Below are 18,849 nucleotides of genomic sequence, written 5' to 3'. Positions count from 1 at the left end.
AACCATTGGAAAGTGACAGAAACAGCGTGCTGAATAGAGAGGGTTAGTCTTGCACCGCATATTCAACGACCACCACCTGGTTTTGATACTCGATGTACCAGCCAGAACGGTAGTTCGAAGAGTTACTGTCGTAATACGGGAGTTTTTCGAGTTGGTCGATTGCCCTGTCCGCTTCTCTCCCGCTTATTTCAACGGTCACAATCTCTCCATCTCGCTCAGTCGCCTGCCGTACCACGGATTGTATCGCTTCCACGTCCGCAATCCGGCCATCAGATGCTGTGACAACTGTCGCGTCTGGGGGGAGCGTGGTCACTTCCATGCCGTTGAGGTGACCCGTCGTTGTCTGCACGCACCCAGACAATAGTGGCACCATTCCCGAAAGTAGTGAAATCATGGTTCGTCGAGAAATTGATTCAATTTTCTGTGTCACATATCGTTGGCCGGAGACCGTCATAGAATATGTAAGATAACCCTAACAATATGTTTTCTGACGAATACATTACGGGACGGGTGAGTCTGAAAGATATGCGCTCTCTATTTACCACACCGTGTCACCGTTATCGGATAAGTGCTAATTGAGATAGTCAATCAACGACTGAATTGCGTCCTCGACAAGTGCGTCGTTGAGCGTCCCTTGCCAGTAGTCGATGTCCCCGCTTCCGAGTGACTGGGCGCCCCACGGGACGATACAGCTCTCGTCGGGAGTTCCACCACGAACCCAACCCGTGTCAGGAATCTCGATAAACTCCTCGTGCCACGTCTTCGTCGTCAACGTTACCGAAATGTACTGGTCGCCATGGAATGGTTGTCCTTCATGATTCGAGATGACGAGCCACGGACGCGCGTTCTCGTCACCTTTGAACGGGTCGTCACCGTAGACAACATCTCCGGGTTCGTACGTTGGCGGTTTCTCTTCGTCCGTCACTCCTCGTCCCTCAGACTTGGATGGTCTTTTTTCGGTGCGTGCTCCCGCCACTCATCCTTGTTCTCGGTTCCCAGTCGTTCGTTGAAGAGTGCTGTCGCTCGCTCGTATCCACTATACGATTGAAGTCGTTCCTCGTCGGTCGTCGCGGCCCAGTACGTCGCCTTGTGTTCAACGAGTTCGCGTTGCTTCAAGCGCGTCAGTGCAGTACTCACCGCACCCTCGTCAAGGTCTGTTTGTGCTGCAATCTCACGAGCCTCAAATGCCCGATCGTCGTGAGCAACGAGGAACCCGAGGACTTGATCCGGGACGGACAGGTCTGTGAGTTCCTCCTCGTTTGTGTTCTCGAAGGTTTCCCTGTCTATCGACATCGTTGGTTGAAGGTAGAGTCTCTAATGATAAGAGTGTAGCTAGTGAAAGTCATGAAAATACGCTCGTTTCGAGTTCTTGTGACTGATCTGACGAAGCCTAAAATACAGAGACATGTCCCGTGGATTCGAGAAGCATGTCTGCGACACTCGCGCCCTGTATTCAGCACGTCCAGTAAAACCTCCCCGATTGCGTTCACGAATAAGGGGAATAACGGGCTATCGGATGGCACGAGCCAAGAACGTCTCAGCTGAATCGAGCCAGCGTGATACCGCCCTCACCGACGCCAGAGGCGTACACTGCGCCGTCGGTGACTGCCGAACCCTTGTAAAATCTTGCGTAGTCCGACTCGAACTCTCCCTGTGTCTGGGCGAGCGTCTCGCCGGTCGCCGCATCGAGCACGCCCGGGCGGGTGCCGTACTCCGACCGCGGTTCGGTGAATCCCGCTTCGGTGAGCGGGACGTACACGCGACCGCCACCGACGGCCACACCGATCCCTCTGGTATCCCCGTACGCTGTCGACCAGCACGATGCACCGCTTGAGGTTTCGAGCGCGTGAAGTTGGCCACGGGTATGTGCGTACACGTGGGAGCCATCAGTCGCGATGGCGTTCGGTTCGGCTCCGAGGTCGTGCGTCCAGATGTGTTCCCCGGACCCTGCATCGAGTGCTCGAATGATTCCCTCCTTGCTGCCAGCAAAGACAACGCCGTCACCGACCGAGACGTTGCAGTCGATGTGCGCGTTCGTCTTGACGCGCCAGCGTTCCTCACCGGTTGCCGCATCAACTGCGTAGACGTATGTGTCGTGGTCGCCGTAGTAGACCGTATTACCGACGATAGCTGGCGTTGCAATTGTCTCTTCGCCCGTCGTGTGCTGCCACCTGACCGACCCGTCAGCGAGGTCGAGCGCGAGCAGCGACAGTTCGGTCGGGACGTAGACCGTCTCGTCGACGATGACCGGACTGCCGTGGAATGTTTCAGTGTGGGTCTCGGGGCCGGTCCACCGCGTCTCGCCCGTCTCTGGGTCGAGTCCGAGGACTGTAGAGTCAGCAAGAGCGACAACCACATCATCAGCAATGGCCAGCGACCCACGTGGTCTGTCGACGCGTCTCCCCCACACCTCCTCCCCAGATTCAGCATCGACTGCGTACAGCATGGAATCGTACTCGTGTGCATAGACCCGGTCGGTGGTAGCGACAGGCTGTATCGCTCCAGCCATTCCACCGAGCGTGAACGTCCAGTCGAGCGATAATGGTGGCTCGGGTGCCTCACTCGCCGGGACGACACCTGTCCCAGCGGGGTCGCCCCTAACTGTTCGCCAGCCAGACTGTCCCGTGACCGTCGGCTCGTATGGTTTGCATGCTTCTGCCCGGCCCGTATCTTCCTCGTTCGAGCCGCCACCCGAGAATTGGCTACAACCAGCGAGCCCGGCGTTCAATCCAACCATGCCACCCGCACCAACTGTTCGGAGGAATCGACGGCGGTTCATGCGACCTTCGTCACCCCCAGAACCTGATGAGCGAGATACAACGCGTCGGCGGTCACCGAGAGTGGCGTCATCGAGTGCCGGGAATAGTGCCGTGTCGAATAGTTCGACTCGAGCACCGTTTCCTCAGCGAGGGTTCCCCACAGTCGGCTTCCGTCAGAGGGGTCAAACGCACCCGCCCGGAGGTAGACAGCGTCATCGGTCACCGCAGCGCGCCCCATGAACGGGATGCTTTTTGTCCATCCGAGAGCGTCGCTGACGCCGTAGTTGACGACGCGCCACTGCTCGCTGCCATCTCCGAGGTCGAGTGCATAGAAGTTCTTCGCGCCGACGTAGACGCGCTCTCCGTCGGTTGCGGGTGCACCGGTGTGCCGGTGGCCGACGACGAATCGCCACTGCTGCTCGCCCGTCGTCGCATCGAGGGCGAAGATTCGGTCACCACCAGTCACGAGAACGGTGCCGTCGACGACAGCGGGCGTGTTCGGTGGCTTGTATCCAGTGGGGAAACTGAAGCTCCACTCCTCGTTTCCCTCGTGGTCGAACGCCTGTACGTGGGCGGTTCTTACGCGACCGGTTCGTTTGTCGTTTGAGTCTTCTTTGACCGTCACGTACACACGGGATTCATCCACAGCCGGTGCACTGTTGGCCGCGAACGAACTCCCCCCGCCGAGGATACCATTCCAGAAGTCAGACTGGCTGTACTCCCAACACTGCTCCCCGTCGAGGGTGAAGGCGTACAGAGTCGCAGACGCGTCGAGAACGTAGATGTAGTCGCCGATGACGGTCGGTGTTCGAACCGCCGCGCCCAGAGTTTGCGTCCACCGACGCTCGCCGTCGGTCGAAATAGCGTGGAGTGTCCCCCCTTGGTCGCCAACGAAGATGGTGTCTCCTGCGAGTGTTGGATCACCACCTGCCAAAGATAGAAGTTCGACTCCCCATTGCAACTCACCAGTCTCATCGTCGAGGGCGGTGAGGTAGCCAGGATATTCTAGGTCGTGCGCATCGATTTCTCGAGTTGCGACGTACACCGTTTCATCGGCAACGATGGGAGTACTGAACCAACCGTTTAGCCGCGGCCCCTCGACATCGTCGCGGTCGGTCCGCCACTGAATCTCTCCGTTCGACGGCCCAGCAGGGGCATAGGATGTGTTCGTCGGGCCATACCCAGGGGTCGGCCAGCGGTCGCGTGTCCTGCTGAACGTGTTCGTGGGGGGACCACAGGACTGTCCTGTCGTGTTACAGCCAGTGAGAGCCACGGTTCCACCAGTGGCAATCGTGCTGAGGAGGGCACGACGATTCATTCACGCAAACTCTAGAGTACCGACATATGCGCTTTGTGATTACCCCGATAGATTTCGTTGAAATCCTCAGAGTTTGACAGAGCGGTTAAATCTGGAGTGGCTGACTCACACCTTGTATTCAGCACGGCCTCCGAAACCAATCACCAATTTGCAGTTTCGACAATGCCAATTTTCAACCGACTCACCACAGTATATCGGCGGTATCGCTAACCGTCTCGGACACCAACATCTTCCGATGAGTCTCCGCGGGACAGCCCTCACCCTCGCCGCCGTCACGATGCTCCTCCTCACGAGCGTCGGCTCCGTGACCGCGGTCCCTGACGCCCGAATCACTGTGAGCGATGCGACGGTGACGCCGACCACGCCCGTCGTCGGTGAACAGGTCGTCGTCACCGTCACAATCGCCAACTCGGTTGGGAGTCCCTCGGCCGCCGAAATCGAGGAAGTCGAACTCACGGACCCGGTCGACGACAGTCGCGTCCGTGCACGACGACTCGGCGGACTTTCACCGGGCGACTCGGTGACCGTTCCGCTCGCGTTGACGTTCGAGACGTCCGGTCCTCGGAGACTTGCACTTACCGTCACTGGGACCGACGAAGACGGAGACACCGTCCGCATCGAACGACCGGTTCCGATTGCCGTCGAAGACGCACCGCCGCTCGTCGACGTGCGAATCGACGACGCCGTCGTCGATGCCGAGACTCGTATCGAGGTCTCACTGTCGAATCCGACGACTGCAGACATGCGAAATATCGTCGTCTCGGTGCCTGGATTCGAAGGAGAGACGCCAGTCGGAACCGCCTCGGTCGCGACTCTCCCGGCAGGCGCGACCGAGATTCGAAACCTGACAGTCGTCCCCGGAGAAGCAGGTGAGACGACGGTCGAACTAGGGGTCGACTACACCACAGCGTCGGGGACTGAACGCACGCTGAACCTCGACGTTCCAGTGCGAGTTTCTGAATTCGGAGACGACGTCCAACTTACACTCAGACCCGTTCAAGAAGGCGACGACGCGGCTGCCGCGCCGGATATCGTGTCACTGCTCGCCGGTGGTGGAGGTGCAGGTGCCGCACTGGGTGGCGGCGTGACAGACGGTGCCGACGACGAGACGGGAGAATCGGCGACCAGTTTCGACGTCGTGGTCACCAACTTCGGGTCGGCACCGGTTACCGACGTGGTCGTCGAACCAATTGGACCAACTGCAGCACTTCCACGGCTGTCGGTTCCGGGACCGATTCAGCCGGGAGAGTCCGGAACGGCGACCCTCGACCTCTCGGAGGTCCGTGAGTCCGGTCCACTGACGCTTCGTGCCACGTACCGCACCGGCGTTCAGTCCGGTGAAACATCGACGACCATCGACTACCGACCCGCGGTTGCTGACCTCGTCTTCACCGACCTGGACGTGACCGTCGTCGACGGTGAACTCAGAGTCCTCGGCAACGTCGCAAATCAGGGACGCGGTGATGCCGAGGGCGTCGTCGTCGAGCTCGTGGAGACAGACACCGTCGCACCGGCGTACCCACAACGTGACTACTTCGTCGGGCGCATCACCCCGAGCGACTTCGCCCCGTTCGAACTCACCGGCACCGTCACAGACGACGCCACGGACGTGACTGTCACGGTTCGGTACACTGTCGACGGCGCAGAAGTCGTTCGTGAGGCGGTGTTCGACCTGCCCGACGATGGCCAGTCGGGTGGGTTCACAGTCGGGAGCGTTGCCGGCGGTGGTGCCAGTTCGGCAGCTGCAGCAGGTGCTGCGGGCGAATCGAACGGAGGTATCGACCCCGGAAGACTGCTCTCGAACGTCGACCCAACCACGAGAAGCGTCGTCGTCATCGCCCTCGTGACGCTCGTCGCCCTCCCTGTCGCGGCAGCGATACGCATCCGACGCGATTCGAGATGAGTATCAGCGACTCGCTCGGGAAAGTCGGGATGACCGCCGACGGAGTGACCGCCTCGGTCTACCTCGCACGCCGGAATCTGGCTCGAAACGGTCTTCGGTCGACACTCGCCATTCTGGGCATCATCATCGGTGTGTTCGCCATCGCGACGCTCGGAATCCTCGGGAGCGTCATCCAACTCACCGCCGCAGACGCGCTCGGCGGACTCGGTGACCAGATTATCGTCTCACCGAACGCCGACGCAGGTATCGAACGACTGACCGACCGCGACGTGACCACTATCACACGGGCCGCCGGGAACGACGCGACGGTAATCCCGGTCGTCACCGGTGGTGCGTTAGTCGAACGGGGAGAGTCGCGGACGTTCGCGGCACTGTACGCCGTCGAGCGCCCGGGAGACCTCTTCGTCGCAGGTGCGGGTGAACTGCCTGAGCGACACCGCCGCGGTGCCATCGTCGGGAGTAGTGTCGCCGCCGAACTCGACGTCGACGTCGGCCGGACGATTACGATCGAGGGTCGGGAGTACCGCGTCATCGCCATCCTCGCCGAGTCGGACGGGTTCAACCTCCTGCAACCAGACGGTGCGGTCTTGATTCCGCGGACGGCGTTCGCCGACGAGTCGTACACACAGGTCATCGTCCGCGCAGAATCAGGGAGCGAAGCAGGGGCCGCAGCCGACGCAATTCGGGAATCAGTGAACGCTCGTGAAGAGCGCGTCAGCGTCCTCGAACTGTCGCGTATCGTCGAGCGAATCGACCAGTTCTTCGGGTTGTTGAACGCCTTTCTCATCGCCATCGGTGCCGTCTCGCTCATCGTCGCCGGGGTGAGCATCCTGAACGTGATGTTGATGAGCGTCTCCGAACGCCGAGGTGAGATTGGCGTCCTCAGAGCCGTCGGGATTCAGCGAGAGGACGTGCTCCGCACGATTCTCGTCGAAGCGGGGTTACTCGGGTTCGTCGGTGGTGTCATCGGCGCCGTCATCAGTGGCCTCGTCGCACTCGGATTGTACCTCGCCGTCCCCGAAGTGACGCTTCCTGTCGTCGTCAATCTCAGAACGGCGGGATACCTGCTCTTTGCCGTGCTGTTCGGCGTGGTCATCAGTTTGGCAAGCGGCCTCTACCCTGCGTGGCGGGCGGCGAACGAACGACCGGTCGAGGCGTTACGCCTCAAATGAAAAGTGCAGTCGCGTGCTGTTCAGTTCACACGTTCGAAGTAGTTCGACACACACGTTCGAAGTGGGTCGGCACGACGGCGTTACTTCGTGGTCAGTTGGCCTGCCTGTGAAAGGTACGAAGCGAGGTCTGACGTGGTGATCATACCGATGACACCCTCGTCGTCGTCGACGACAGGCATGTGGTGGAACCCGTGTTTGGTCATCGACTCAGCGACGTCGGTGATTGGGTCCTGTGCATCTGCGGTGATGACGTCGGTCGTCATGTAGCGCTCGACCGTTGTCTGTGCTTTCGGCTGGCTCTTCGCGACGATTCGAACGAAGTCGGTCGTCGTCAGAATGCCGTCGAGATGGTTGTCCTCGTCGACAACGATGACCGAACTGATGTTGTTCTCCAACATCAACTGTGCTGCGTCCTCCACCAGCGTGTCGGCCGTGACCGTGTGAAGATTCGTGGACATGAGTCTCGCAACAAATATATCTTCCATAATTATTGGTCACAGAGACAGTGTATAAATGTTAGCATCATCCACATTGGTGAAGAGTTCTATTGAAGGTCGTAAATTCGGACACCCAATCGGGATGATCGCACACACGGCTCTGCGTGAGTGTGTCTGAACAGACACGAGATGTGGCTATGAACAGACACGGCACGAAGGGTAGCATACTGAACAGACTCGACGAAGAGAATCCGACTGAGTAGACACGGTGTAACCGGGGCGAGACAGACCCAGAGGGGACTGCCTCCGCCGCGGGGCTTAATTTGTCCGCGACGTAACCCTAGTTATGGTAGCCTCGAAGTCCGCAACGTTCGGTGGTGGGTGTTTCTGGTGTATCGAAGCAGCGTTCAAAGAACTCGACGGCATCAGCAGCGTCACCTCGGGATACGCAGGTGGGTCCGTCGAAAACCCAACGTACGAGCAAGTTTGCTCGGGGAACACCGGACACGCCGAAGTCATCCAGGTCGAGTACGACCCAGCCGTCGTCGGATACGACGAGTTGTTGGAGGTGTTCTTCGCCGTCCACGACCCGACGCAACTCAATCGTCAAGGCCCGGACGTCGGGACCCAGTACCGCTCGATCGTGCTCTACCACGACGACGACCAGCAACGCCAAGCGGCGGCCTACATCGAGGCGCTAGACGAGTCGTACGACGACGACGTCGTGACGGAGTTAGAACCGCTCGAAACCTTCTACGAAGCCGAAACGTACCACCAGGACTACTTCGAGAAGAACCCGAACGACGCATACTGTCGGTTCCACGCGAGTCCAAAAATCGAAAAAGTTCGCGAGAAGTTCGCGGACAAACTCGCCAACTGAGAGACAGTACCGTTCGATTGGTCCTCTGTCCGTGTCGTTTTCGCACCGAGCGACCAAGAGTGGATTTTCGGGAGTTCGAAGAATTGTAGATAGTGTGAACAGCGCGAAAGTTGTGGAGCTTGTAGAAATTTTAGAATTTGTAGAATTTGTACACACTTTGCGCTTCCAAAAACCACGTTGGAAACGCCGTGATACGTCCTAAACCGATGTCGGTCAGTTGAACTCACGAGGATTCGTGGTTCCCCGACCTCGAGGTTTGGACAGGCACAAACAACACCACATTGTCCGCAGTATCTTCACGTAATATCTCGTGAAAGTCAGGAATTCGAGAGTGTGGGCATTTTACGAATTCGACAATGCGGAGAGAGTGTGGAGTTCGTAGACAGTGTGAAAATCTCACAAATTTTGCAATGTTTAGAATTTGTACAATGTATGGAGTGTTTGCACTGTCAGCAGTTCGCTCACTGTGTGAAAATGGAGAGCAGTGGCAAGGCTCTCACAGAATCTCGACTAGAAACGAGCTCGACCGAAGACGGTCAACAGTGGACAGTCCGCACCGTTTGCGATTCTGGCACCGTCGAAGCAGTTCACCATGTGGACACTGCGAGAGAATTCCGGAGTGCTCGGACATCGTACACAGCTAACAAGCTTCACAATTTGTAGAAATTATACAAATTGTACAATTTGTAGAGATTTTAAACAGTCAAGACTGTGTTGACTGTCTAAAAGTCGTGGATAGCATTATGTATGAGTAGGCGGAAGGTGATTTCGAGCGCCCGCATGCCCATACAGTCCACAATTCGAGCGAAGTCCGGAGTGTCTAAACAGCGAGTACAGCCCACACATTGTACAAATTGTGGAATTTCTATCGTCGAGGAGGGCCGGTAGATGTCACGAGCAGTAAGCGTCTCCTTGCAAAAAGGAGGTGTCGGAAAGACGACGGTCGCGATCAATCTCGCAGACGCCCTCGCTGCCAGAGACAATGATGTCCTGCTCGTCGACCTCGACCAGCAAGGAAACGCAACCGAAGGCGTCGGGTTGAAAGACGCATACGAGTCGGCCGACCCGAACATCGGTGACGTCCTGACAGACGACGACCCGGTCGACGTTCGCGAGACGATTCACGCGCGAGAGAGTTTCGACGTGTTGCCCGCCCACGTCGACCTCGACGACATCGAAGACCGTGTTCGGAACTCGACGTTCGGTGTCCTCTGGGTTCGACGCCGAATCGTCGACCCACTCTTGGAGGACGAGTACGACTACATCGTCATCGACTCCCCCCCGAGTCTCGGACCGCTTTCCGACGCGGCACTCATCGGAACTGGAAACGTGGTGGTTCCGCTCCTCATGAGTGAACCCAGTGTGAGTGGGTTCGAGCGGATGTTTGAACAACAGATCGGACCGATTCGTCGTGAAGTCGACCTCGAGATACTGGCCATCGTCCCGAACGACCTCACCGGCAACAACGAAGAGCGCCGAATCATCCGAGACCTCGAGGAGTCTCCGTTCGAAAAGTACATCCCACAGTTCGCCCGGTCGGAACTGTTCGACGACCCAGAGTCCAAAGGTCCAGGAATTCGTCACCGAATCGCGTTCAGCCGAGCGTGGCGCGACGGGAAAACACTGCGTGAGTACGACCCATCGAACGACATGCTCGACCGATTAGACGAACTTGCTGCCGTCGTCGAGCGGGGAGGCCCGGAAGATGCCTAAGGAAAATCGATTCGCCGGCCTGGGCGAAGCGATGGAGTCCGACGGAAACGACGGAACAGAAGACGAGAGTAACGAGACCGAAGGTTCGGAGAGTCGCGAACTCGACCCCGAACAAAACGGAAGGGAACGTAGTGCCGAGACGGAGGGAGCTACGAGTGCAGCGGCGCAGAACGACGAAACCGATGCCGGTGAGACGAGTAAAGACACGTCGACGGCCGCCGATGTCGAGGCAGCACACCGTTCGGACGCCGACGAATCGACGACCGATGCCGAAGCGTCAGAGTCAGAGTCGGAAACGAAAACGGAAACGAAAACGGAATCACGAGACGACGAGTCAGTAGGAAAATCAGTCGAGGAGACATCGGACGGCGAGGAGGGTCCAGCCGGCGCGAAAGCGGGTTCAGAAGAACTCGAAAGTACCTCAGCAGACGATGGAGAGCGTTCGGAGGACGACAAAAGCGCCCCTGCGTTCGAGTTCGAGGCGACAACTGCGAAGAGTATCTACATCCGAACCGAGACACTCGACCGGATGGACGACGCCGAGTTCGAAGTCGAGTCGTTGCTCCGTCGAGAGTTCGACATTCGAAATATGACTGGGCGTGAGTTTCACGATGCACTCGTCCGAATCGCGGCGTCGTACCCTGACGAAGTTGCCGACGAGATCGTTCGAACGCGAGACGAGTAATCACGGGTTCGAGGATTCGGTTTCAGTGCGGAACTGAGCAAGCAACGTCACGACTGTGGTTGCCATCGACGTTCTAGTGTGAGGGAACCTCGGTAGGATTGCTTCGGTTCAGTTGTCTGGGTTCAGTTTCTGTGATCAATTGCTGCGACTCAGTTGTGACTGGGTGCAGTAGTACAGTTGTCGTCGGAGAAGCCACGTGTCGTTCAGCCGACTGGACAAAGGTGAAGGCACAAACAGCGGACATCGTGGTGTTGGTTCCACGTAAATCGGTGGACTGTGCTGGGGTGCTCGAGGACGACCGTCCATGGAACGAGGTACGAGTGCACCGAGAAGAGTGAGAACTCGAACACCACCACGTCCGGAGTAATTGGCTGTGCCTCTGTTCAGCGGTAGGAATTTGGCGGGGTGAGAATGTAGTCACTCTCCCTCGATAGTACAACGAGAAGAGCGTAGTCAGACAGGCAACTGAATCCGAGAGCGTGCAACGTGTATACTCGAGTGATCGTCTGGGAGACGAAGGATTACTCGAAGTTCGCGGGCTCGTCGAATAGAGGCAAGACAGTCCGGACAGCGGAGGTTAGGAACCCGGAGAACATCGTCAAGTCCGCAACAGTTCACGAAGAGATGGCGAGACGACGTGGTCTACTATGGTAATTGGGTTCAACTTGCTCGTGACTCGGTACCGAGGACACCACCATGTCCGCTGTTCTCGGACGGTTCCGCGGGTAATGACGGCGATGTGTGTGAGGACGGCAAATACTGTCGGTCAGTGAGACGAGAGAACGGTCGGATTCTGTGAACACTCACACCACTATGTCCGCTGTTCTCGGGGTGAAAGGGAAACCCCCTTCCAGAGTTGAGTCGATTGATGTAAAATACACCCGGGAGTTGTGGGAAAATAGATACTACTAGTCTACTTACCGTCTGATATATTTCTATTACGGATTTGGTTTAATCCGTATTAAGATAAATCTTTCTTCTACTCTATACTCACACATGTTTCACCGGAGACCTTCGATTACGAGAACAGCGGACAAAGTGGAGGGGGTGTGTCCGAGCCAGACTATATAAAATCGTGGAACAGCGGACACTGCGGACGCGGTGGTTTTATCAGAGAAGTGGCCGAATACTGAGATATGCCCCTCTTCGAGCGAGATACCGAAATCTATCGGGACCGGGATGCCCTCCGTGAGGATTACCAGCCCGAGGAACTCGTGGGGCGTGACGAGGAACTTCGGACGTTTCAGGCGGCTCTTCAACCGGTAATCAACGGTGAACAGCCAAACAACATCTTCCTGTACGGGAAAACTGGCGTCGGGAAGACAGCAGCGTCGCGTTACTTACTCAGTCACCTCCGCGAGGATGCAAGTCGGTACGACGACATCCACCTCACCGTCATCTTCTTGAACTGTGATGGACTCACGAGCTCGTACCAGATTGCGACCCGTCTCGTCAACGAGTTCAGGTCGGAATCCAACCAGATTAGCACCACGGGATACCCCCTTGGGTCGGTCTACGAGATGCTGTGGCAAGAACTCGACAAGTGCGGCGGGTCTATTATCGTCGTCCTCGACGAGATCGACCACGTCAACGACGACAGTATTCTCTATCAACTCCCGCGCGCACGCGCGAATGGAAACTTGTCAGAGGCAAAAGTCGGTCTCATCGGCATCTCGAACGACTTTTCGTTCCGGGACGACCTCTCGCCGAAAGTCAAAAGCTCGCTGTGTGAACAAGAGATTCACTTCCCCGCGTACAACGCGAAGAATCTACAGGCGATTCTCGAACAACGTGCCGAAGTGGCGTTCCGAGAGAGCGTGCTGTCCGACGAGGTAATTCCACTCTGTGCGGCCTACGGTGCGAAAGACGCTGGTGACGCGCGACAATCCATCGACCTCTTGATGAAGGCGGGTGACCTCGCGCGCGACGACGACACTGATTGTATCACCGAAGAACACGTCAAACGAGGCCGACGAGCGCTCGAACGTGGGCGAATCAAAGAAGGAATCAACGGCCTCACCGAGCATGGTCATCTCGTACTGTATTCGCTGTTGACTCTCGAGTTAGAGGGCGAGACGCCGATTCGGTCTCGCGACGTCCGACCCCGGTATACGCGATTCGCTGAACTCGCGAACCGTGACCCACTCGTCCCTCGTCGGATGCGTGACCACTTGAGTGAACTCGCGATGCTCGGTATCGTCTCGGTCACCGAGCGCAACGAAGGTCGACGCGGGGGAACGTACCGTGAGTATGCCCTCGACATGGACGTCGGTCTCATCGTTTCGGCGATGCGCGACACGATCGACCTCGTCGGGGTCCACGAGACTGTCGAACCGTACCTCGACTCGGACAGAGCGAGTACACTCGACGACTTCGTCGAACAGTAGCGCAGACGACTGAGTCTCCTGTACGAGGTTTAAATCGGTCGATTACTGCGGACATACTGGTGTACGAACCGAATGCTCTTCGCGAGTCGAGGTGCGACACACCCGCAAATCATTCACATCGAGTTCAGTATTTCACCCTAGTGACTCGCTTCGTCGTCGATGGGATCTCTCTCGACGGCTTCAGTTCCAACACCACTATGTCCGGAGTAATCTCTTCGATTCGAGTCCAGAAGTGACCGGAAAAGACTAGAGTACGGTGGCGGAGATGCGAGAACAGCGGACACAGTGGTGTTGGGTTGGACCAGTCGAGTAGGAACCTTCCTCAGACAAGTTACGCTTCGAATTCAGCACCTCGGTGTACATCCTCCGAACCGTGAATCCAGATTCTCTAGAGTATATCGTCATATTTGGTTCATCAGACGGGCGGTCGGATTCCGAATTACTGCGGACATCGTGGTGTACGTACCCTCGGAAATGCTCGTGTGATGTCCTCACGTGTGCCGTGGTAACTTGTACATCCTATGAGTTATCCGTCTTGGCCTCTGAATACGTACGTGAGCGAAAATCAAGGGCGCCGAAATCTTCGAATGCCCAACGATAACGAGCTGTTCGCGGTCGTCACTGAGCACAACGGTGGTAACCACGTACGAATCCGCTGCGAAGACGGTAAGAACCGAATGGGCCGAATCCCCGGCCGCATGAAGTACCGCACCTGGATCAACGAGGGCGACGTCGTCCTCGTGGAACCGTGGGACTGGCAGGACGAGAAAGCCAACATCGAATGGCGCTACACTGGCGAAGACGCGGACCAGCTCCGACGCGAAGGCCACATCCAATAGACTGTCTTCTCCCGAAAGGGATGTTAGACGTTTGTGACGTGCGGTCGTCGAACCAGTTACTACTCTAGACGACACCCGTACCCCGACTTCTGATTGCGCACGACCGCTTTTTGTTCTCTCACATGCGGTCTGTCGTAACGTTCCGTCTCTGCCTTCAGTGACCATCTCTGCCTGCAGTGAATCCGTTTTTGTTCCAAAGAGGGAACAAACTCGACTGTGTCTATCGACCCGAACAACTTTCGCCAGACTGGGCGTAGGTCGGACACTACCGGATGACTCACACACGCGTCTGTTACGACTGTGGTGCGCGGACGACAGCACCGGCCGCCCGGTGTGATTGTGGCGAACCGCTGTGGCTCGACACCGACCCTGGAACGTTCGACTGGGACGACGTCTCCGACGAACCGGGGATGTGGCGCTACGAGTCGCTCTTACCAGTTTCTCGACCAGCCGGTCTCTCGGCCGCAGCAGGAGGAACACCGATGGTCTCCGACGCATCCATCGATGCCGTCGCCGGAACCAACGTCCACCTCAAACTCGAAGGCGAACATCCCACAGGGAGCTTCAAAGACCGTGGAAGTGCGCTCGGTATCGCCGCCGTCGCTAGGGGTCTCGCAGGCGACGTGTCGGCGGTCGGAACCGTCTCACACGGAAATATGGCGATGAGCACTGCTGCCTTCGCTGCCGCGGCGGACCTGCCTTGTCTCGTGTTGGTCCCTGACGACATCCCACCCGAGCGATTGGACGTCATCGACCAGTTCGACCCCACTTCTGTGACGGTCGCTGGAGACTATGGCCGACTCTACGAACAGACGCTCGAGCGCGGGCCTGACCACGGAATCGTCTTTCTCAACTCCGACGTCCCCCTCCGTGTCGAGGGGCAAAAGACCACGGCACTCGAAATCTGCGAGGCGTTCGCTCCGGACACGCCCGACGCACTCGTGATGCCGGTCAGCAGTGGCGGCCACGCCAGCGGAGCGTGGAAAGCGCTTCGAGAACTGTCCGAGGCGGGTGCGATAGACCGTATTCCGGCGCTCTACTTCGTTCAGGCCGCGGCTTGTTCACCCATCGCCGACGCATTCGAAGCGGACGCTGACGAAGTAACCCGTGTCGTCGGTGGCGAGACCATCGCCTACTCGATTGCAAACCCCGACCCACCGAGCGGAACCCGTGCACTCCGGGCCGCACGTGAGACTGGTGGCGCAGTCGTCGCTGTCGACGACGACGCGATTCGCACGGCCCAACGTGCCTTGGCAGTCGACGCTGGCATCACCGTCGAGCCGTCGTCGGCGACGGCGCTTGCGGGAATCCAGCAACTGGTCGAACGCGGCGACATCGACTCGGATGACCACGTCACCGCCGTTCTGACTGGAACTGGCCTGAAAGAGGCCTCGGCATCCGGGACCAGGTCACCGTCGACTGACCACGTCGAACTGGCCAACCTCGAGGACTATCTGACGGGGTTCACCAGTACCGACGACTGAGTCGTCGACGTGGGGCTCACTGATACGTCGGGTATGGGTGTGCACTCTGACCGAGGTGCTCGGACTACGTGGTCCGCGTGTCCGTAATTACAGGGGGGCAGAACAGCGGACATGGTGGTGTCTGACGCAACCCCCAGCACTCACTCGAACACGTCGACGACGCGGGGATTCGACAGCATCTGCAAGTCATCTGGGGTGAGTCGAAACACCGTCTCTGGCGTCCCCGCTGCGGCCCAGATCTCGCCGAAAGAGTCGAACGTCGGGTCCGCGAGGACAGGACAGTCTGTCGTGTGGCAGGTCGGCGGAACGCCGCCGATGCTCCATCCCGTGGCGTCTTTTACTTCTGACGCATTCGCACTCCGGACCGAGTCCGCGTCGACGTCGAATTCGGCCGCCAACTTGGTTTCGTCGACCCGGTTCGCTCCGCTCGTGAGGACGATGACCGTCTCGTCGCCGACGCGCATCACGATGCTCTTGACGATTTGGGCGACGTCACATCCAATTGCCGCCGCGGCGTCGGCTGCCGTCTTCGTTCCCTCGGGAAACTCCTGAACGACCGCCTCGAAGTCGTAGTCTTCCTGAATCTGGTCAGCGAACGTCTGCGCCGTGGGATGCATACCCACGGGTTCTGCGGCTTCCAATAAGAACGTTCGCGGATGCGGTCGTCTTGGCCAACACACGTTGTGAGCACCGGTGGTCACCGATTCCAGTGAACAGTTCACCGTCTGCCGTTGGCCGACGAGTCACGTCAGTAGTTTACCATCACCAGTCCAGCCCGTCCAGCAGGGATTCGACGTCTGATTCGTCGTTGAACGCGTGGAACGACGCGCGAACCACATTTGGTTCTGGGAGGCTTCGGATGACGATGCCATCCGATTTGAGTTGCTCGACGGTCGATTCCGGGTCGTCGACGGTGAACGAAACTAACCCGGATTCGGGAGTGCGAGGACTGACGAGCCTCTCGTCGGGAACGGCATCGGCGAACTGTGTCGCGATTCGAGAAATCCGTTGCTCGGTCTGTTCGAGACCTACCTCTTCGGCGATTTCTATGGCCTCACGAAGTGCGACGTGCGGTGCTGGACTCGTCGTCCCAATTTCGAAGCGCTTGGCACCGGGTTCGAACTCCATGCTGTCGCCGGTCGGTTCTTTCACGCCTCGATAGCCGACGCCGTGCGGTTGGAGGGACTCCGCCACCTCTCGCCGGACGTAAAGATACCCCGACCCCCAGGGTCCGAGAAGCCACTTGTGGCCGGCGCTGGCGACGATGTCAGCTCCCCACTCGTGGACATCGACGGGGAACTGACCGATCGCTTGGACGGCATCGACGAGCGAAATTGCTCCAGCATCGCGCGCGATGTCGGTCAGTTTACGAACGGGGAGTCGCGTCCCGAAGTTCCACGTCACGGCGCTGAAACAGACGAGGTCGGCACCCTGGACAGCCTCGGTGTATTGGTCGATATCCAGCCGCCCCGCCTCGCTTTCGACGACACGGACTTCGACCCCCTGACGTTCGAGATTTCGCCACGGCAGGATGCCTGCGGGGTGTTCGAGGTCGGTTCTGACGACGACGTCACCCGGTGACCAATCGAGGGCCGTCGCGATTCGATTGATGCCGTCTTGGGTACTCTGGGTGAGCGCGATTTCGTCGGTCTCTGCGCCAACGAACGCGGCGACATCCTCACGTACGTCTTCGTAGGCGTCGAAAGCTGTCGGATATGGGCCTTCCTGTGAGGGAGAGACGTACTCGTGGTGTTCGAGGAACTGCGTCGCTCGCTCGACGACGCGCTGTGGACTGGGACCGTGTGCGCCGGTGTTCAGGTAGACGACATCGTCGAGTGCGGGGATGGACGCACGGAGGTCGTCAGGAGTCATTGGGTATCATCAGGTAGCTGGTAACTGCATGGGATAATAGTGTTTAGCATACTCATACCTGTGGAACCGGAGGCTCCCGTTCCGGTGTCGAGTTTGCGCGCGAGTTCGCCGGGGAGTCGGGCGTACACCTCGGCGTTTCCGGCGAGGGCATCGAGCGTGGTGAACTCGTCGACGGCGTGTGCCGTATTCGTTCCCAGACCGAACTCGACAGTCGGGATACCGGTGTTCCGCAACCGCTTTGCATCGCCGCCACCGGTCGCGCTCCGACGGTACACTCGGTCACCGGTGACTTCACTTCCGACAGCAGCGACAGCGTTCGCCAGTGGACCATCCGGGTCCTCGTACGTTCCGATGGACCAACTCACGTCATCGATTTCGACCGCTTCGTGGTCCGAAACGACGTCCTGAATCGTGTCGAGAACGCACCGGCTATCGACACCTGCGGTCAGACGAATGTCGAGTTTCGCTTCGGCGACGTCCGGGACCACGTTCACTCGGTCACCTCCCGAGATGACGCCGAGGTTGACCGACGGCCGGTCGAACAGCTCACGTGCTGACGGCGCACCGAACGTGGGTTCGTAATACTCGACTGACTCGTCGACGATGGCTTGCACGACGGGGTCGAAGTCGAACTGCAGTTCGGAGAGCGTCGACTCGACGTCCTCGATGGCAGCCCACAGACTACGAATCGCGTTCGTCCCGAGCATCGGACGCGAGCCGTGGGCGGATTTCCCGGACGCGCGGAGAGTCAACCAGATGCTTCCACGGTCTGCCACCGCTACCGAGTGCCGGCCATCTTCACACGTCGTCTCTCCGATGACGCACGCGTCTGCAGTGAGTGTCCGCTGGTCGAGGAGTGTCGGGAGACCTGCTTTCCCTGCGACTTCTTCGTCGCTCACAAACGCGAAGACGATGGTCGATTCCGGGATGGTGTCAGTCTCGACGTACGCCTTCGCTACCGCGAGCATCGCGGCCACGGCCCCTTTCATGTCGGTCGCTCCACGGCCGTAGATTCGGTCGCCGTCACGCTCACCGAGTGGGTCGTACGTCCACTGGTCGGCGTCGTCAGACTGCGTCTGGCGGGCCGCCGAGTCTTGCTCGGCGACTTCGAACGGGACCGTATCCAGATGGCCTTCGAGGAGCAACGTCCGCTCTGACGACCCGGGAAGTGTCGCGATGAGGTTTGGTTTCTCGGGGTTGGAGACGACGCGCTCGGTCTCGATGCCGAGTTCCGAAAAGAACGATTCGACCCACGCGACGACGTCCCGCGTGTCTCCCGGCGGGTTCTGTGTGTCGTGGCCGACGAGCGTGAGCGCGAGGTCAGCAATCTCCTCGCGATGCCCACGTAGGTACGTAACCGCTGGAGTGGTGTCGGGTGTCGACATGGGTTCTCTACCGAG

Annotated in this window: 17 protein-coding genes; 8 read left to right on the top strand and 9 right to left on the bottom strand. The window is 58.5% G+C overall.

Features of this window, described 5'->3' with window-relative positions; genetic code table 11:
- Window positions 1–43 precede the first annotated feature (43 nt).
- The 5 genes from GJR98_RS16315 to GJR98_RS16295 all read right to left on the bottom strand — a co-directional run bounded on the left by GJR98_RS16315 (window position 44) and on the right by GJR98_RS16295 (window position 4,077).
- The gene (locus GJR98_RS16315; protein ID WP_151139804.1) at window positions 44–454 is read right to left on the bottom strand and encodes a hypothetical protein; all 411 of its coding nucleotides are present in this window, start codon (window positions 452–454) and stop codon (window positions 44–46) included.
- A 117-nt stretch (window positions 455–571) separates the two neighbouring features.
- Window positions 572–925 carry a type II toxin-antitoxin system PemK/MazF family toxin gene (locus GJR98_RS16310; protein WP_151139803.1) on the bottom strand — a complete coding sequence of 118 codons (354 nt, stop codon included), beginning with the start codon at window positions 923–925 and terminating at the stop codon, window positions 572–574.
- Complete coding sequence (locus GJR98_RS16305; RefSeq protein WP_151139802.1) at window positions 922–1,293, bottom strand: MarR family transcriptional regulator; 372 nt, start codon at window positions 1,291–1,293, stop codon at window positions 922–924. The genes GJR98_RS16310 and GJR98_RS16305 overlap by 4 nt, the downstream gene beginning before the upstream one ends.
- Before the next feature lie 244 nt (window positions 1,294–1,537).
- The gene (locus GJR98_RS16300; protein WP_151139801.1) at window positions 1,538–2,779 is read right to left on the bottom strand and encodes an outer membrane protein assembly factor BamB family protein; all 1,242 of its coding nucleotides are present in this window, start codon (window positions 2,777–2,779) and stop codon (window positions 1,538–1,540) included.
- Window positions 2,776–4,077 carry a PQQ-binding-like beta-propeller repeat protein gene (locus tag GJR98_RS16295; protein WP_151139800.1) on the bottom strand — a complete coding sequence of 434 codons (1,302 nt, stop codon included), beginning with the start codon at window positions 4,075–4,077 and terminating at the stop codon, window positions 2,776–2,778. Before GJR98_RS16295 ends, GJR98_RS16300 begins: the two co-directional genes overlap by 4 nt.
- A gap of 235 nt (window positions 4,078–4,312) precedes the next feature.
- On the opposite strand from GJR98_RS16295, the gene GJR98_RS16290 reads away from it, so the two are divergent.
- Both GJR98_RS16290 and GJR98_RS16285 read left to right on the top strand, forming a co-directional pair.
- A complete protein-coding gene (locus GJR98_RS16290; protein WP_151139799.1) occupies window positions 4,313–5,980 on the top strand; it encodes a hypothetical protein in 1,668 nt (555 codons plus the stop codon).
- Window positions 5,977–7,152 (top strand): ABC transporter permease, encoded by a 1,176-nt coding sequence (locus GJR98_RS16285; RefSeq protein ID WP_151139798.1) that lies wholly within the window; start codon window positions 5,977–5,979, stop codon window positions 7,150–7,152. The genes GJR98_RS16290 and GJR98_RS16285 overlap by 4 nt, the downstream gene beginning before the upstream one ends.
- Window positions 7,153–7,232: 80 nt before the next feature.
- On the opposite strand, the gene GJR98_RS16280 is transcribed toward GJR98_RS16285, so the two are convergent.
- Window positions 7,233–7,637, bottom strand: coding sequence for a CBS domain-containing protein (locus GJR98_RS16280; protein WP_151139797.1), 405 nt, complete (start codon window positions 7,635–7,637; stop codon window positions 7,233–7,235).
- A gap of 298 nt (window positions 7,638–7,935) precedes the next feature.
- Here GJR98_RS16280 and msrA point away from each other — a divergent pair, with 298 nt between their 5' ends.
- From msrA to GJR98_RS16250, 6 genes are all read left to right on the top strand, one after another.
- Complete coding sequence (msrA, locus tag GJR98_RS16275) at window positions 7,936–8,469, top strand: peptide-methionine (S)-S-oxide reductase MsrA (RefSeq protein ID WP_151139796.1); 534 nt, start codon at window positions 7,936–7,938, stop codon at window positions 8,467–8,469.
- Window positions 8,470–9,357: 888 nt separating this feature from the next.
- Window positions 9,358–10,182, top strand: coding sequence for a ParA family protein (locus tag GJR98_RS16270; RefSeq protein WP_151139795.1), 825 nt, complete (start codon window positions 9,358–9,360; stop codon window positions 10,180–10,182).
- A complete protein-coding gene (locus GJR98_RS16265) occupies window positions 10,175–10,867 on the top strand; it encodes a hypothetical protein (protein WP_151139794.1) in 693 nt (230 codons plus the stop codon). Before GJR98_RS16270 ends, GJR98_RS16265 begins: the two co-directional genes overlap by 8 nt.
- A 1,136-nt stretch (window positions 10,868–12,003) precedes the next feature.
- Window positions 12,004–13,254, top strand: a complete 1,251-nt coding sequence (locus GJR98_RS16260; RefSeq protein ID WP_151139793.1) for an orc1/cdc6 family replication initiation protein — start codon at window positions 12,004–12,006, stop codon at window positions 13,252–13,254.
- Between the two features lie 554 nt (window positions 13,255–13,808).
- Entirely contained in the window at window positions 13,809–14,093 is a 285-nt protein-coding gene (gene eif1A / locus GJR98_RS16255) for a translation initiation factor eIF-1A (RefSeq protein WP_013035036.1), read from the top strand.
- 272 nt (window positions 14,094–14,365) lie between these two features.
- Complete coding sequence (locus GJR98_RS16250) at window positions 14,366–15,577, top strand: threonine synthase (protein WP_151139792.1); 1,212 nt, start codon at window positions 14,366–14,368, stop codon at window positions 15,575–15,577.
- 140 nt (window positions 15,578–15,717) lie between these two features.
- Here the strand turns inward: GJR98_RS16250 and GJR98_RS16245 are convergent, their stop codons facing one another.
- From GJR98_RS16245 to GJR98_RS16235, 3 genes are all read right to left on the bottom strand, one after another.
- Window positions 15,718–16,194 carry a YbaK/EbsC family protein gene (locus GJR98_RS16245; protein ID WP_151139791.1) on the bottom strand — a complete coding sequence of 159 codons (477 nt, stop codon included), beginning with the start codon at window positions 16,192–16,194 and terminating at the stop codon, window positions 15,718–15,720.
- Between the two features lie 145 nt (window positions 16,195–16,339).
- Window positions 16,340–17,449, bottom strand: coding sequence for an aminotransferase class V-fold PLP-dependent enzyme (locus tag GJR98_RS16240; RefSeq protein ID WP_151139790.1), 1,110 nt, complete (start codon window positions 17,447–17,449; stop codon window positions 16,340–16,342).
- Window positions 17,446–18,834, bottom strand: a complete 1,389-nt coding sequence (locus GJR98_RS16235; protein ID WP_151139789.1) for a M20 family metallopeptidase — start codon at window positions 18,832–18,834, stop codon at window positions 17,446–17,448. The genes GJR98_RS16240 and GJR98_RS16235 overlap by 4 nt, the downstream gene beginning before the upstream one ends.
- Window positions 18,835–18,849: the final 15 nt, after the last annotated feature.

The sequence above is a fragment of the Haloferax marinisediminis genome (assembly GCF_009674585.1).
Lineage (GTDB): Archaea > Halobacteriota > Halobacteria > Halobacteriales > Haloferacaceae > Haloferax > Haloferax marinisediminis.
Note: the sequence above shows the minus strand (reverse complement) of the source record. Positions and strands in the feature narration are given on the sequence as shown.